Here is a 14721-nt window from a genome sequence, read left to right as displayed (position 1 = left end):
TTTAACTGTATTAGTGTATTAGATGAATACTTATTTTCGGGGTCTCACTCTTTTTCTAGAACTTAATGTTGGAGTTCCTGGCTGTTGTACAAAAGAGTAAAAGTGTTTGTATCCTTTGGTGATTCTGGGTACTCCTACAAACTTTGATAACCAGTTTTTGTTGCTGGTCAGAGTCCACCAGGTCGCCCATCCCCAAGCAATTATTAACCCAGTTACTAACCACGATGCTTGCAACATTTCCTTGCAGATAAAGTATGCAGCCATTGCAATTACCGTCCAGGGAAATACTTGATCTGCGGGAAACGGACCAATTCTGGGCTGTTCTCCCAAAACTCGGTTAACTGTTCTAAATTCTCTACTCCGCTTTGACATATCTATTCGGATCTTGGGGATAGTTCCAGCCTGAAACTACGCTATGAAACTTACGGGCGGAAGGCGTGATTATATTCCGCCACCACCGCCACCACCAGTAACTAATCCTGAAAGAATATCCCCAATTACTACTGTGACAGCAATAATCAATGGTGTTCTTGCTAGGTTTTGCCAGTCTTCATCGTTTCTGGCAGCATTCACAATCCTTACTAGAGAAATACCCAGATAGACTAGGAATAGCCCCCTCAAAACGTTGAAAACTAGTTTGATAGCATCTGCTGAAATGCCTGTAAAAGCACTTGTCATCCATGTTTCTGCATTATTTAAAAATTGTGCAGAAGCTGGGGCGGTGGCGAAGTCCAGCATAAAGATTACTGCCACAATCGTCAACAAGATTCCATATAAGTTCATCCCCATTTTTCGCTGCAATTTCTCAAATTTTGTTAGCAGCTTGTTGGCTTCTTTAGGGACTGCTAGAACAATGGCGGTGAGAAGTATTAGGGAGGACATGATTAGCTGGTGTAGGGAAATATCTACTATCATCAGTCCCGCTGCTGCTGCCATCAACAGTGCAATTGAACTTTTTTCTTGAATGCTCCGTTTTTTCGCCCCTACAATTGGATATCCTTCCATTTCTTCGTAGCTCAGATATGGGTCATTGTTGTACTCGGGAATGTCGTATTTCATGAGCAGAATTCTATCAACTTTATGTTTCTGCTATTTTGTACCAATTCCTCGCCTTCAGTCTGCTATCAAATTTCGTATTTTCTTATATCTGTTTTTCCTTACATCAACTGATATAAGTATATATATGTATCACTTTTAAAAAATACTTATTTTAGACTTTATAACTTTATAATTGTAATGATTTCTTTGAGGATTCTTTATAAAAAAGTAGACCCCACCAGTTTTTGGTGGTGTTAAGACTGACGCCTGAAAGGTAGTACAAAATTACTCTGTTATCCTGCACTATCACCCCGATGCGCCCAACCATTGCAGCTTGTTGTGCTTCTTGCACCATCATTTTTTTATGTCTGTATCTTGTTCGCGGAAAATGTCCACGAACCATAATCTTCGTTTTTGTCCAAAGTCTAATTTGTTTGAGAGTATCAACTCATCCCCAAATTAAAAAACTACACCTGTAACGACGGGAGGGGTTAGGAGCCATTATTTTCCGAAGTTTTATTGCAAGGTTTCTTCAAAACTGCATAAGTTACTTTTGCTTGCACCTATATAAATTATTTCCTCTACTTAAAAAAAAGATTTTGTTCTCTACCTAAAGATATATTTTTTATAGAAAACCCTCTCTTTAGGTAGATTTTTCTGAACGAGTTATGCAATAATGATTTCCGTTACTAGATAAAAAAGCTATTACTTACACCTAAAAATAATTAATGCTGTTACTAAAATACTTGTTCAGTAACATAACCGAAGGTTATGAATTTTTTTAAGTAAATCTGCAATATCAGAACTTATGCGTCTCACTGCATATCAATAAAGGAGATACATCTATTACCTATATACAAGCGCAAGCTACTTGCGTTGCTGCTGTTTTATGTTGTCAAGATAGAGAGATAAAAATGCAAAAAACACGAATGGAAGATATTGTAGTGGTTATACCTGGAATCACAGGCAGTGTTCTCCAAAAGGATGGCAAAGATATTTGGGCTATTTCCAGACAGGTTGGATGGAAAGCATTAACTGAGCGTGATAATTGGGTTGAGCAACTCAAGCTTAATGGTAGTGACGATCCGGAAGTAGAGGATTTGGGAGATGGTATCAAAGCTACCAGATTAATAGAAGATGCTCACTTAATTCCAGGGCTAGTTAAGATTGATGGCTACACTATGCTCTCACGTCTGATAACTGAGAATTTTGTTGTAGAACAGGGTGATATTTATAACAACGACAAGCCAGCCAATTTTTTGAAGTTTCCCTACGATTGGCGGCGTGATAATCGTGTCACGGCTCGATTACTCAAACGCTTGCTGGATGAACGGTTAAAGCAGTGGCGGGAATACACTGGTAATAAAAATGCCAAGATAATTATTTTGGCACATAGTATGGGTGGGCTAATCTCCCGTTATTACTTGGAAGTTTTAGAAGGATGGCGAGACTGTAAAGCCTTGTTTACCTTCGGTACATCTCATCGGGGATCAGTTGATGCAGTCAACTATTTAGCAAATGGATATAAGCAACTGTTTGTTGAACTTACAGATGTTTTACGCTCGCTGCCTTCAGTCTACCAATTGCTACCAAGATATCCGATGCTTAAAGTAGGTGAACAATACCAGCGTATTGCAGAAACTCCGAACCTCCACAATATTGTTCAAGAAAGAGCTAAAGATGCTCTCAATTTTCACTATGAAATTGAAGCGGCTGTGGAAAGTCATAAAGATAACGAGGAATATCGTAAGTTTTATAAAACAATCCCTATAGTTGGCATCAAACAACCTACGATGCAATCAGCTAGTTTGGTTAACGGACAAATCATACTTAGCAATGATTTACCAGAAGGTATAGATCCGCTTTTGGAAGGTGGAGATGGAACTGTTCCTTACTTGTCAGCAATCCCTATTGAGCTTTCTGAAGAATTTAGAAATACTTATATTGCTGAACGGCATTGTTCTCTTCAGAATAGCAGTCAAATTTTACAACAGCTTCTCCAACGCCTTAAGGAAATGCAAACTAAAGGTTTGGGAAATATTCGCGGACCGGAAGTTAACCCAGAAACAGCAGAACAATCTGCTATAAGTCTTTACCTTGATGATATCTATTTAAAAAAGGAACTTATAAGAATAAGTGCAAGAGTAATTAATTTTAAGACTCAAAAACTGAAAGCTGAGATTACACTTAATTATGAAAATGACTTTTCACAAAATTTAGAGTTTCAAGAACAAGATAACGAATGGGTGTTGAATATAGATAGTTTAGAACCTGGTCTTTACCGTTTAAAAGTAGATACAGGAAGTTATAATTCTCAAGCACCAAATCCTGTTCATGATTTGTTTGAAGTAATTAGTTAAATTTTTCTAATTAAAATATATTATGTCTAGGAGTTATTTATATGTATGAATGGACAAAAGTAGAAGAAAAATTTCTAGTAAGATTTGTAAATAAAAAAGTAATAGAACTGTTACCTAAGTTACCCGAAAATCCCTTTGATCTGGTGCAAAAGAAAAAAGACCGTCGCAAATTAATTGAAATGATTTATGAATGTTTAGTCGCTAAGAAGATTAGGTATAGTTATGAAGATTATCATCCTAATACAACAAAACAGTTAATCAGATCACCATCTCAAATTCTCTCTTCTCCTGGTTTAGGAACTTGTCTTGATTTAGCACTACTTTTTTGTGGACTATGTTTGGGATACGATCTATTACCTATGCTCATTATTATTGATGGACATGCTTTAGCAGCAGTGTCTCTTAATCATAATTGTCAAAATGATGGATGGAACAATCCGGGGCGACGTGAGCTACAACTCTTTCGTAAAGAAAACGGCGAACCAGACTTGTTAACTGGAGAAGAAAAACTTCAAGAATTACAACAACTCATTGATGATGAAGCGTATATAGCCATTGAATGCACAGGTTTGGCTCATACAGATAGCTTCGTTAATTCGGAAGAACCAGAAGCCAAAGGAAGAAAAAATGGTTTTTTGGATTTTAATCGAGCGCTTGATGCTGGTAGCGAGCAACTTTCTAATCCACGCAGATCTTTCCAGTTTGCAATAGATATTGCACTTGCACATTACGGTTGGGGAATAGAACCTTTGCCTTTAGAGATTCTAAACTCACCAACTGAATTGACGCGGGTACAGGTAGAGCAAAAGGTTAGAAAATTCACAAATGGTGAAATGATAGGTGTTGAAAGTACAGGAGAACCAACAAAAGGTAACTTGAATATCGAGGTCTCTCAAGGTGCTGATACATTTGAGAATGGTAAAATGAAAGGGGTAGTGATGTCAAGTAATAATTAGCTTCAGTTGAGGGCATAGAAAAGAGTAAATTTGATAAAAATTCCAACACTAACGGATAGCGTACAAAAAATCTTTTTTGCCACGGTGATGCCATCTTGACTAATGGGCTTCCCTGCGCGAAGCATAAAGCACATTAGTCAACGTCAAATGAGAGATATTCCTGCTTTTGCTATCAGCGAGAAACTACTATGTAATACGGAACTCCATCAACGAAGTATGTGTATTCGTCTTCGTACTCGAATTCTAGCTTCAAACCCTCCTCAGAGTAGGGTACTTCCAAGGGGGTGTGGTCAAATTGAATAGTGTGTTGTTTTCGTCTGACATAGTTATTATTGACGCAAACCCATCTAACAGCTTGACCTGGGCGTATTCTCACTACTTTCTTGTCTATCTGTCCTTTACCTAAGATTTTTATTACAACATCCCTACTCTGAGCTTGAGCTGGAGGAGTTTGCTCAGGAACCATAATATTTCCTATATAAATTCCTCCAGTAGAAACAGTAAGCAATATAAGTAAATAAAGCTTAGATTTGATAAATTTGCCAACTAGATAACTTTTCAAGTTCTTTGAATATAAGCTAGATTTTACTGATTCAGCTTGTTTTGGCTTCAGCATTTTGGTGTCTCCGATAATATTATTTTTGGTTATTAACTTATACAAGACAAATTGGGAAATTTCGCAAATGCCAGTTAGGAGAATATTTTTCGTAAATATAGAGAAATATCTATCATTAATTTTGCGTAATAGCCTATTCGTAAAGTGAATTTTAAGGATACTGAATTAATTGCTAGGACTCATTTTCAGTAAATCAGTGCTTTACTGATTCAAATTTATGAAACCCTTACGAGACAGATATTTTACTTAACTTTACTAAATAGATACAAATACTTATGAGCTATCAGCCTAATAGCGACTTATTTTTCAAGGATATTATTCAATCTTATGTAGCTTCTCCCCGTTTTGTGAAGCGATCCTGGCTAGCAGAAAAAGTTGATACAAAGCTGGCTGATCCAAACTGCCGTTTCCTGCTGTTGACCGCTGAACCAGGTGCAGGTAAATCGGCATTCATGGCATGGCTGGCTGATCAGCATCCCGATTGGTGCCGTTATTTTATCCGTCGGGATCAGCGCACCCCTCTGGGGGATGTAGGTGCCCACTCGTTCCTGTTGCAGGTTGGTTTTCAACTGGCTGCGATCTACCCTGATTTATTTAAACAGGATCAATTCAAGATTACAGTTCAGCAACGAATTGGTACAACTGGTGCAACAAGCGAGGTGATAGGAGCAGAAATTGGCGAGCTATTTGCCTCCCCCTTCTATCAACAGGTGCTGCAGATTCAGCAAGAGGTTGATCGCAATCAAGGCAAAGTTACAGGTATTCGGGTTGAACAGTGGTATGCAGACAATAGATCGCTCCCCATTGAAAACCTGCAATATTGGGCACTGATTGATCCCGCGATCGCCCTCAGTCACCGCGAGAATCAAAAGCAGAGAATGGTAGTTTTGGTAGATGCCTTGGATGAACTGCAATACCGCGATGCTGAGAAATCCCTATTGGAATGGCTCGCTAACTGTCCAGAGTTACCTGCTAATCTACGTTTTGTTCTGACCTCTCGACCTGATGATGAGCTGCTGAATAAGTTTCGAGGAATGCAACAGCATTGGCTCCAAGAAATGACGATTGCACAAGAGTATCCTAAAGTTCGGGAGGATTTAACTGCTTATGCTGATTTGTTGGTTAAAGTACCAGAGGTAGAAGCATCCTTAAAAGCTGATAATCAAGCTGCTGATAACTTTGTTCAACAAGTTGTTAACAAAGCGAATGGTAATTTTGGGTATTTGGGGGTGATCGGTCGTGCTGTTGATGCAGCAATCCTTCAGAATCAACAGGATTTGCTGAAAGAGCTTCTGAATCTGTTTGAATTACCAGATACCTTGCAAGACCTTTATGCTTTTTTCTTGGGGAAAATTAAGGATGCTGTTAGTAAGACTCAAATATGGAATCCTAAAACTGGTGATTTTTTCATTTGGGAAACGATTTGGGAAGATCTTTATCAACCAATTATTGGGATTCTTACAGTTGCTCGTGAGCCATTAACTGCTCCGCAAATTCAAAAGTTTAGCGCAGTTCCTGAAAAGTACTTGAATAAAGCTATTGAGCGTCTACGCCAATTCCTAGATAAGCTCGATAATAGTTACCGTCTCTATCACAGCACCTTACCAGAATTTTTTACATCACCCAATACTAAAGAAAACACACGTTATTCTTACTGCTATGTCAATGCTGTTGAGCAAAATCAGCGAGTTGTCAACTATTATAAAGCGGGGGTAAAAGCCTGGACAGAGGTTGATATCCGAAAAACTGTAGAAGATGACTATGGGCGGCAATATTTGGCATTCCATTTGGTGCAAGCGGAGCAACCGGAAGAGTTACATAATCTGCTGGCTATAGAAACCACTGACAGACGTAACGCCTGGTTCGATGCCAAAAATTCAAAAGGCGATACTTTAGGTTTTCTGGCAGATGTAGCACTTGCTTGGGAAATTGCAGAACAAGAATTCACTACTTCCCAATCCTCCCAGTCAATTGTTCTGCAATGCCGTTACGCCTTAATAACCTCATCCATTAACAGCTTGTCTGAAAATCTTCCAACTGAATTAGTTATAGAACTGCTGAAGAAAGACTCAGCGAATGGCTTGGCTTATTTCCAACAACTGTTATCTAATCAACAAATAAATTTACAAATTCTAAGTAAACTGGAACCCCAATCGCTGGAACCTCAAGTAGTGCAAAAGCTCTTACAAGTAGCAGAAAAAATTTCAAGTAAGAGTTACCAAACTCAGGTAAAATGTGCCCTGTCACAATACTTGAACCAAGAGTTGTTAGAGATTCTAGAGAAAGTAAAAAAAGAAATTAAGAATGATAAAGATAGAAACCAAGCTCTAAGGATGCTGGTTCCCTACTTGTCTCTGGAGCAATTATCAAAAGCTTTAGAGGTAGCAGACGAAATCTCGGATCAATTCGAGCGGGCTAAAACTTTGAGCATATTACCACAGTATCTCCAACAGTCTAGGGAATTGTTACTAAATGTTTTAGAGATGTCACGAAAAATTGACGGACAGTACCGAGCTGATGTTCTAATTGGACTAGCACCTTATTTACCAGAAGATTTGCTACCAAAGGCTTTGGAGGTAGCACTGGATGTGGATGATCCGGAGGCAAATGAGTATTCTCGAAGTCGATCCTTGAGTGGATTAGCTACTTCTCCTCATTTGAATGCAGACCTTGTAGAAAAAATTCAGATAGCGGCAGAAGCCTTTCATCAGAATTCCCAGACTCTAGTTTTGAGTGCTTTATCACCACACTTACCTTCAGACCAACTAGACAAAATTTTAGAAAAAGTACAGGCACTTGAGGATGAATCCGACAAATCTGAAGTTCTCCGCGCGCTAGCACCACACTTACCCTCAGGTCATCTATATAAAATTCTAGAAGAGGTACAGCAGTTTGAAGATGAGTCTGAGAAATCTAAAGTTCTCCGCGCACTAGCACTACACTTACCCTTAGACCAATTAGACAAGATTTTAGAAAAAGTACAGGCACTTAAAGATGAGTCTGAGAAATCTGAAGTTCTCCGCGCACTAGCACTACACTTACCCTTAGACCAATTAGACAAGATTTTAGAAAAAGTACAGGCACTTAAAGATGAGTCTCATAAATCTGAAGCTTTAAAAGGAATAGCTACTACTCCCGACTTAACGCCAGACCTTATACATAATATCCAGCAACAGGCAGAAGCATTTCAAAACAAAGACTACAAATATCAAGTTCTGAGTGTTTTAGCCATGTACTTGTCCTTAGACGAACTACATAAGATTCTGCAAGAGGTACAAGCAATTGAGGATGATTATGACCAAACTAAGACTCTTAGACATTTGTTAGCTCAGTTGCCTTCAGACCAACTACATAAGGTTCTAGAAGAGGCAGAGCTATCAAAAGAGATAGAGGTAATTGACTATCAGTATTACAAAGACTTGACTCCAGGTGATATGGCAATCTGTTTACCCTCAGAAAAACTATACAAAATTCTACAAGAGGTACAGGCGCTTAAAGATGAGTCTTCTAAAGCTAAAGCTTTAAAAGGAATAGCTACTACTCCTGACTTAACGCCAGACCTTATACATAATATCCAGCAACAGGTAGAAGCATTTCAAAATAAAGACAACAAAACTCAAGTTCTAAGTGCTTTAGCAACATATTTGCCTTCAGACCAACTATATAACATTCTGCAAGAGGTACAGACAATTGAGAATAAGTCTTATAAAGCCAAAGTTTTCAGCACACTGACTTTCCGCTTGCCCTCAAACCAAATACACAAGATTCTAGAAGAAATACACGCACTTGAAGATGAGTATTTTAAAGTTCAGGTTCTCAGTACAATGGCATTCCGCTTACAATTAGACCAACTACATAACCAACTACATAAAGAACACAAAACTCAAGTTCTAAGCGTTCTGCCACCACACTTGCCTTTAGAGCAAGTATATCGGGTTCTGCAAGAGATACTGGCACTTGAAGATGAGTTTTTTAAAGCCTTGGCTTTAAGTGCGTTAGCACCCCACTTAACCTCAGACGAATTACAAGAGGCACTGAAGGTGACACTGGCAATTGAGAATGATTTTGATCGTGCCGATGCTTTGAGAGTAATAGCACTCATATTACCAAAGCTTTTTCACGCTGAACTCCATAACCTTTGGGTTGAGATGCTTCACATCTTGGCTAGTCGCAACCGTAGGAGCTTGTTATGTGATTTTCGGGTATTGACCCCCATCATTTCCATTCTAGGCAAGGATGAAGCAATAGTGAAGATATGTCATGTTATTAAAGACATAGGGCGGCAGTGGGCTCTATGGAAAGTGCTGTAAATATCATAATATATAGGACAACTATCACAAGGTAAAAACTCTGAAGTTCTTAGCAGTAGCTCTGGCTCTTGCGGGAATTTGAACTGGAGGAAGCCCTATACATAGTTATTGACCGCACTCTATGGGGATGCATCAATCTGTATTTACTTTATAAATGGTCTCTTATTAAAGGACTATAAGAAAGTAATATTGGAAGATAGAGAATTTTGCGGTGTATAGCAATCCTAATTGAATGGTGAGAAAACACGTAGATTTAACATCACGTTCAAAAGTAAAAATTGATTCAGTTTTAGCGATTATAAATCGCGGCTACACAGACAAAACCCCTTCGGGTTCGCAGTCGCCTACGGAGGGAGACCCTCCTGCAGCGCTGTCTCACCGCCTGCGCGGGTTATTCTATTAAGTCCACGTAGGTGGACTTTGTTTGTATAGTAGCGAATTCTATTCGCCCAATCGGTTCTAAATTTCTCATGAATGATTTAGGATTGCTATAGATTTAGCTAAAGCAGTTTTGAATATTAGTTTACTGGCAATTCTCCAAGTCATTGCTTCTTTTTGAGAACAGGAGTTAAATGTTCGCGATACCCTACCAATCGGATAGCGCTACACCCAAATTGATAAGCAAACTCAATTGATTCCCCAGCCCCCAATGCACTATAAAAGCCCACAGCAAACTCAATACTGGCTTTGTCCCCAATCGCCCAATTCATACCAATAACATAAGGAATATATTTGACAATTGCCAGAGCCTGAACTTCTGAATAACAAGCATTTAGCAGTACGCACTCAACATGATCCGCAAATAACTTAAAGAGTTCAGCCAGTGCTTCCCCATCTACAAGTTGCACATTTCCCATTTCATCTTCCAACACTAAACCATCATCTCCTGAACCATGACCAGAAAAATGCACAATTCGCGGTTTAAAATCTAATAAAGCTTGGGAAACATCGCGAATGCGTACAGCCCAGCGTTGTTTCAGGTCAAATTGTTCCCGTTTTTTAGCTCGCTGCAATCCTGCATCAATTTCCCTTACCTCTTCATCTAATCTCAAAGAAGAAGTCGTTTTGGGATTAGCCGCTAAAATCAAAATAGTTTTGACGGCATAATAATGAGAACTGTATAATGCCGTTTGTACCATATTCTCTAAATTGACTATTCTGCTATCTTGTTCAGCTAGCAGTAATTTCATTTCTTGTGCTGGTAAGTTTTTTAACTGATTGTAAGTCTCAAAATACTTGGCACTGAGTTCAGATTTATCAGTATTTGGTGCAGTTTTGGCTCTCAGTAAAAAGTTATTTTCACCTTTAACTTCCATCCCCACAATTTGCAGTTCTGCTTGAGGATTATCCTCTGCTAACTGTTTCAAGGAAATCGCAATAGCGCGGGGGTCAACACCGTGATTATGGTAAAGGTCAAGGGTGTCAAAAATTGGTTTGATAAAGTCGCCAAACTCTCCATCCGCAAACACTTCCTGTCTATTATCCGGTTTACGCAAGGGATCGGGGTTGTCTTTTGTGGGCAGTTTCATGTACACATACTCACATTTGACTCCAGTAAATTTCGTTTTATTGGTAATACCCCAATCCTCAATATATGCCCCGGTTAGAGTAGAGCCTGTAAAATCAGTTCCGTCTAACTGTGTTTTTACCAGCTTTGCTCTCGATAAATCAGCATCCTGCAAATTAGCTTCGCTCAAGTCAGCACTTACAAAACTGGCGTCTGCTAAGTTTGCTCCCTTGAGGTTCACCTCTCGTAAATCAAAATTGTCAAATTTCTTTTCTTGCCCTTGTCCTGTAATTAAGACTTGCCGCAGTTTAGCGTGTTTTAAATAAGTCGTTCCAGCGCGAACGCGATCAAGCATTTTGACTTTTTGCAAGCAAGTGCGGGTGAGTTTGGCTTTGCAGAAGTTTGTACTTTTAAGAGTGGCTTGGCTGAAGTTGGCATCTGTTAAGTCAGCATTGTGAAAGCTTGTCCCTTGAAAAGCTGCGATCGCGATCGCAAAGTTGCGTATCGAAGCAAACTTTTCTTCTCCCTGTAGCGCTCGCCAAGCAATGTAAGTACCAACTAAGAAAAAGACAACAGCAAAAACAATAGCAAAGGCGACAGCATACCCCCCAGCGACAGCAAAAGCACCAACAATAGCGAAAGCGACGGCAAAGACAAACACTCCCGCCACAGCGAACGCTCTTGCAATAGCAAAAGCAACAGCGACAGCAACAGCAAACGCTCCTGCGATCGCGAATGTTCCAGCAATGGCAAACACTCCAGCAACAGCGATGGCAAATGTTCTCGCGACAACAACAGCAACAGCGATCGCTCCGGTTCCTGCAACGGCGACAGCGAATGCTCCAGCAACGGTTGCTACACTTGCTTCTATGCCAAAACGAATAATAACTCTAAGAAATACAATCAGTACAAGTAAGCTTGTCCACCCAGCGATTTGGTTTGCTAAGCTGGAACTGTCGAGGATCAACGACACCAAAGCACCAGCAGAAGCTGAGAAAAAGCCTGATACTCCCGCTAGTAACCACGAAACCAGTACAAGTAAAATAGCCCAACGTCTTCTGCAGCCCCGCTTGTGCGTGACAAAACTTTGCGCCTGTCAGGTTTGCATCTGTAAAATCTGTACTGCGGATATCTGCGTAGCTAAAGTAGCACCTGTAAGGTACGACCTTGAAAAGAGCGTCCTCGGAGATTTTGACCGGAGAAGTTCTGCGGCATAATTACGTCAGTAGGAAGCTTACACTATCATTTTCTACCGCTTTTGGCATTTATTAATAATTGGAATGCTTGCATAAACTTTTGTTGGTGGAGTGAAAAGTCAACCGCGAAAGTTATCTTATAGTTAACCTTAATGCCTCCTCCTATTTTTAGATTCGTGACATGACTGCCAGTTCCACTAAATTTAACTTTGTGTAATAAATGCTGGCTTTATACTTGTATTGCTAATAACATAAACAATAACGCCCTTCTCTAGCCAAAACTTTGACTGGCGTAAGGTACAGCCGGCCATGTCAAAAAATATAGCTATATCAATGTAAAACTAAATACAAGTAAGCAATAATGAAACACCTTGAGGTAAGGAAGAATCCCGCGCTCAAGCGCGTTGCTTGAGCGTCGGGAGTGTGTCACTTAAACAGTCTTCGCAGCAGTAGCAGTCTGTACCCTAATTCATCAAGAGTGGGTAGTTCATTTTTTGATTTGAATAGTGGTGCCTGGTTCAATTCCTAGTTGTTGTGCAGCTCCTGCATTAAGCTCAAGTACGCGGTTAACTGGAGTGGTGGAGTAGTAGAGAGGGCAAGGTTCTTTGGGGCAAGGAGGGGAGTTGGCAGTTACTGTGTTGACCACACCGTTTGGCTGGATAAAGATAATGTCTAGGGGAATTCTCACATCCTTCATCCAAAACCGAACTTTTTGAGGCTTCGCTATCTCAAAAAGCATTCCTCTGTTCTGCGGCAATGATGAACGGAATTTAAGTCCATGTGCCAACTCTTGTGGACTCTTAGCTACTTCGAGTTCAATTTTCTTGTCTCCCACTACTGCGATCGCGCTTATGGGTAGTTGTTGGGGAGAGCGTGCTGCTAAAGCTAGCAGCAAAAGCAGTATCGACCCTATTGCTAAACTGAAACCTGCTATTGGACCAATTATGTTCAAGTATTTCAGTAGAACTTGGGGGGTGTTAAGGGAATTTTTCCCTTTACGTAGAGTTTTTGCTTGGGGTGTATGCGGTGTGTGCTTCATCTTTATTCACCAAATATATCAACGTTGCCAATAGCGTACTGAGAGGAGTCGGCAGGAGATGAGGGTAATCCCTGAAGGTCAGCCTTGTTCCTTATACTTTCCACCCTGTCTGCTTCCCTGATCGCCAATGGATTGATTTGCCGACGTTCTTCCAAAAGAGTAGCAACAGATATGGACAGTGGTGGCAGTCCCCCATCTGTTGGTAAAGGTATGTCTTCTGGAAACAATTGGCAGAAGGTGGTTGCTGCTGCTCTCTCTACAATTGTCTGTATTTCCGCCCCCACACAACGGTTGGTTTCTTTGAGCAACCGCCGCCACTCCTCCTCCGTATATGGGTCGCCACTAAGGAATCTTTCATCAAATCTGCCACCGTGCAGTTTGAAAATAGTGTGCCTTTCTCCATAGTTGGGCAGGTCTACTTTGTAGATGTAATCAAATCTTCCTGCCCTAGTAAGTTCTGGGGGCAACCATTCCATGCGGTTGACACTGGCAATCACAATCACATTGCTGGTGCGCTCTTGCATCCAGGTTAATAACTGTCCTGCAAGCCTTCTGGCTACATCATCATCTCCAGCAAATCCTTTGTCAAAGTCGTCAAAATAAATGACAACTTCGTTGAGACGGTCTGCTAATTTCAATAGTTTTTTCAGTCTTCTTTCTGCTTCGTTGCCATAGCTTCTAAAGTTGCCCCAATCTACTAGGATGAGAGGAACGCCCAGGATTTGGGAGCAGATTTTAGCAGAATGTGATTTGCCTGTGCCTGGGGGACCCACCAACATTATGCCTTTGGGAACTCTTAGTTTGTAGGCTTTGGCAAGGGGACTGAAAAGTCTTTTGAATTTTTTAAAAGCTTTCTGCATCAACTCCAATCCTCCTAAAGGCACTTTTGGAGGTGGGATGAAATCTATTTCATACAGTCTGTTGAGCAGATTTATTTTGTATTGCAGCAGCTTTTTAGCTATTTCTTCCGGGCTGTCATCAGGATGGGGATTGATTGATTTTAGCCCTTTGAGAAAGTCACAGATGTATACCCCAATGCCACTACGAGCTATATTAATTTTGTCCATCTCACTAAATGTTGATGGCAGAAGTTCCTGAGCCTCCTCATTTAGAGCTTGAAGAATTTCCGAAGTGTCAGGCAGTTCTTGAGTGAGCAGGGGGATTTGAGCAGCAAGTTCTGGGTGTAGATCAGCCTGCGGTCCCAACAGAATAGCGCACTTAATTCCACCAAGAGCACATTTGGCTCCGGAGAGATTGAGCAAATTAGATTTTACCCACTCAGATAGTAGAAAGAACTGAGTTTCTTGGGGCACATTTGCACTAATCCAAGGGAACAGGTTCTCTATGATTAGCACCCCATTACCTTGATGGTTTCCCCAAAACTTCAATACTTTAAAATAGTCTTTTGAGTCTTGTACTGGTGGTGGAGTGTATTCCTCAAAGTCTCTGAAATATATCTGCTCACTATCGGAATACTCAACTTGTTTAATGGTTTCCTGCCCCAAATTCCAAAGCAAACATTTAGTTTTTATTTCGGCACAGCATTGGGAAATATATCGCAGAATCCTATATCTTTCCTGTAGGGGAGATTCGCAAATTATTACAGGCTCTCCTTCCTTGATTAATTTAGGGAGTTTGTCAAAGAAATTTGATGACATCTTATATCCGTAACTTTTAACAAAAATCCTAATTCTGCTTT

General features: G+C 40.2%; 11 protein-coding genes. 3 read left to right on the top strand and 8 right to left on the bottom strand.

Annotated features, from left to right (window positions below):
- Nucleotides 1–30: 30 nt before the first annotated feature.
- From V5G28_RS14170 to V5G28_RS14160, 3 genes are all read right to left on the bottom strand, one after another.
- Nucleotides 31–372, bottom strand: a complete 342-nt coding sequence (locus V5G28_RS14170) for a hypothetical protein (protein WP_336230622.1) — start codon at nucleotides 370–372, stop codon at nucleotides 31–33.
- Nucleotides 373–441: 69 nt separating this feature from the next.
- A complete protein-coding gene (locus tag V5G28_RS14165; RefSeq protein ID WP_336230620.1) occupies nucleotides 442–1059 on the bottom strand; it encodes a hypothetical protein in 618 nt (205 codons plus the stop codon).
- Nucleotides 1060–1225: 166 nt separating this feature from the next.
- The gene (locus tag V5G28_RS14160) at nucleotides 1226–1396 is read right to left on the bottom strand and encodes a hypothetical protein (protein WP_336230618.1); all 171 of its coding nucleotides are present in this window, start codon (nucleotides 1394–1396) and stop codon (nucleotides 1226–1228) included.
- Nucleotides 1397–1952: 556 nt separating this feature from the next.
- Here V5G28_RS14160 and V5G28_RS14155 point away from each other — a divergent pair.
- Together V5G28_RS14155 and V5G28_RS14150 are read left to right on the top strand one after the other, a co-directional pair.
- Nucleotides 1953–3398 (top strand): lipase/acyltransferase domain-containing protein, encoded by a 1446-nt coding sequence (locus V5G28_RS14155; protein WP_336230617.1) that lies wholly within the window; start codon nucleotides 1953–1955, stop codon nucleotides 3396–3398.
- 41 nt (nucleotides 3399–3439) lie between these two features.
- A complete protein-coding gene (locus V5G28_RS14150) occupies nucleotides 3440–4354 on the top strand; it encodes a hypothetical protein (protein ID WP_336230615.1) in 915 nt (304 codons plus the stop codon).
- A 172-nt stretch (nucleotides 4355–4526) separates the two neighbouring features.
- Here the strand turns inward: V5G28_RS14150 and V5G28_RS14145 are convergent, their stop codons facing one another.
- Nucleotides 4527–4970 carry a hypothetical protein gene (locus tag V5G28_RS14145; protein ID WP_336230613.1) on the bottom strand — a complete coding sequence of 148 codons (444 nt, stop codon included), beginning with the start codon at nucleotides 4968–4970 and terminating at the stop codon, nucleotides 4527–4529.
- Between the two features lie 275 nt (nucleotides 4971–5245).
- Between V5G28_RS14145 and V5G28_RS14140 the strand changes: the two genes are divergently transcribed.
- Nucleotides 5246–9280, top strand: coding sequence for a hypothetical protein (locus V5G28_RS14140; protein ID WP_336230611.1), 4035 nt, complete (start codon nucleotides 5246–5248; stop codon nucleotides 9278–9280).
- A gap of 542 nt (nucleotides 9281–9822) precedes the next feature.
- On the opposite strand, the gene V5G28_RS14135 is transcribed toward V5G28_RS14140, so the two are convergent.
- The 4 genes from V5G28_RS14135 to V5G28_RS14120 form a co-directional block, all read right to left on the bottom strand.
- A complete protein-coding gene (locus tag V5G28_RS14135; protein ID WP_336230609.1) occupies nucleotides 9823–11760 on the bottom strand; it encodes a pentapeptide repeat-containing protein in 1938 nt (645 codons plus the stop codon).
- Nucleotides 11678–11917 carry a hypothetical protein gene (locus tag V5G28_RS14130; RefSeq protein ID WP_336230812.1) on the bottom strand — a complete coding sequence of 80 codons (240 nt, stop codon included), beginning with the start codon at nucleotides 11915–11917 and terminating at the stop codon, nucleotides 11678–11680. Before V5G28_RS14130 ends, V5G28_RS14135 begins: the two co-directional genes overlap by 83 nt.
- 553 nt (nucleotides 11918–12470) lie before the next feature.
- A complete protein-coding gene (locus V5G28_RS14125) occupies nucleotides 12471–13022 on the bottom strand; it encodes a DUF192 domain-containing protein (protein WP_336230607.1) in 552 nt (183 codons plus the stop codon).
- A 2-nt stretch (nucleotides 13023–13024) separates the two neighbouring features.
- Entirely contained in the window at nucleotides 13025–14680 is a 1656-nt protein-coding gene (locus V5G28_RS14120) for an ATP-binding protein (RefSeq protein ID WP_336230606.1), read from the bottom strand.
- Nucleotides 14681–14721: the final 41 nt, after the last annotated feature.

The sequence above is a fragment of the Scytonema sp. PRP1 genome (genome assembly GCF_036697665.2).
Taxonomy (GTDB): domain Bacteria; phylum Cyanobacteriota; class Cyanobacteriia; order Cyanobacteriales; family Nostocaceae; genus Kalymmatonema; species Kalymmatonema gypsitolerans.
This window is presented reverse-complemented; position numbering and strand designations above follow the sequence as displayed.

Bases quoted from the DNA above. Each gene is read 5' to 3' on its own strand.
- V5G28_RS14170 (WP_336230622.1), bottom strand. From the start codon at position 372: ATGTCAAAGCGGAGTAGAGAATTTAGAACAGTTAACCGAGTTTTGGGA.
- V5G28_RS14165 (WP_336230620.1), bottom strand. From the start codon at position 1,059: ATGAAATACGACATTCCCGAGTACAACAATGACCCATATCTGAGCTAC.
- V5G28_RS14160 (WP_336230618.1), bottom strand. From the start codon at position 1,396: ATGATGGTGCAAGAAGCACAACAAGCTGCAATGGTTGGGCGCATCGGG.
- V5G28_RS14155 (WP_336230617.1), top strand. From the start codon at position 1,953: ATGCAAAAAACACGAATGGAAGATATTGTAGTGGTTATACCTGGAATC.
- V5G28_RS14150 (WP_336230615.1), top strand. From the start codon at position 3,440: ATGTATGAATGGACAAAAGTAGAAGAAAAATTTCTAGTAAGATTTGTA.
- V5G28_RS14145 (WP_336230613.1), bottom strand. From the start codon at position 4,970: ATGCTGAAGCCAAAACAAGCTGAATCAGTAAAATCTAGCTTATATTCA.
- V5G28_RS14140 (WP_336230611.1), top strand. From the start codon at position 5,246: ATGAGCTATCAGCCTAATAGCGACTTATTTTTCAAGGATATTATTCAA.
- V5G28_RS14125 (WP_336230607.1), bottom strand. From the start codon at position 13,022: ATGAAGCACACACCGCATACACCCCAAGCAAAAACTCTACGTAAAGGG.
- V5G28_RS14120 (WP_336230606.1), bottom strand. From the start codon at position 14,680: ATGTCATCAAATTTCTTTGACAAACTCCCTAAATTAATCAAGGAAGGA.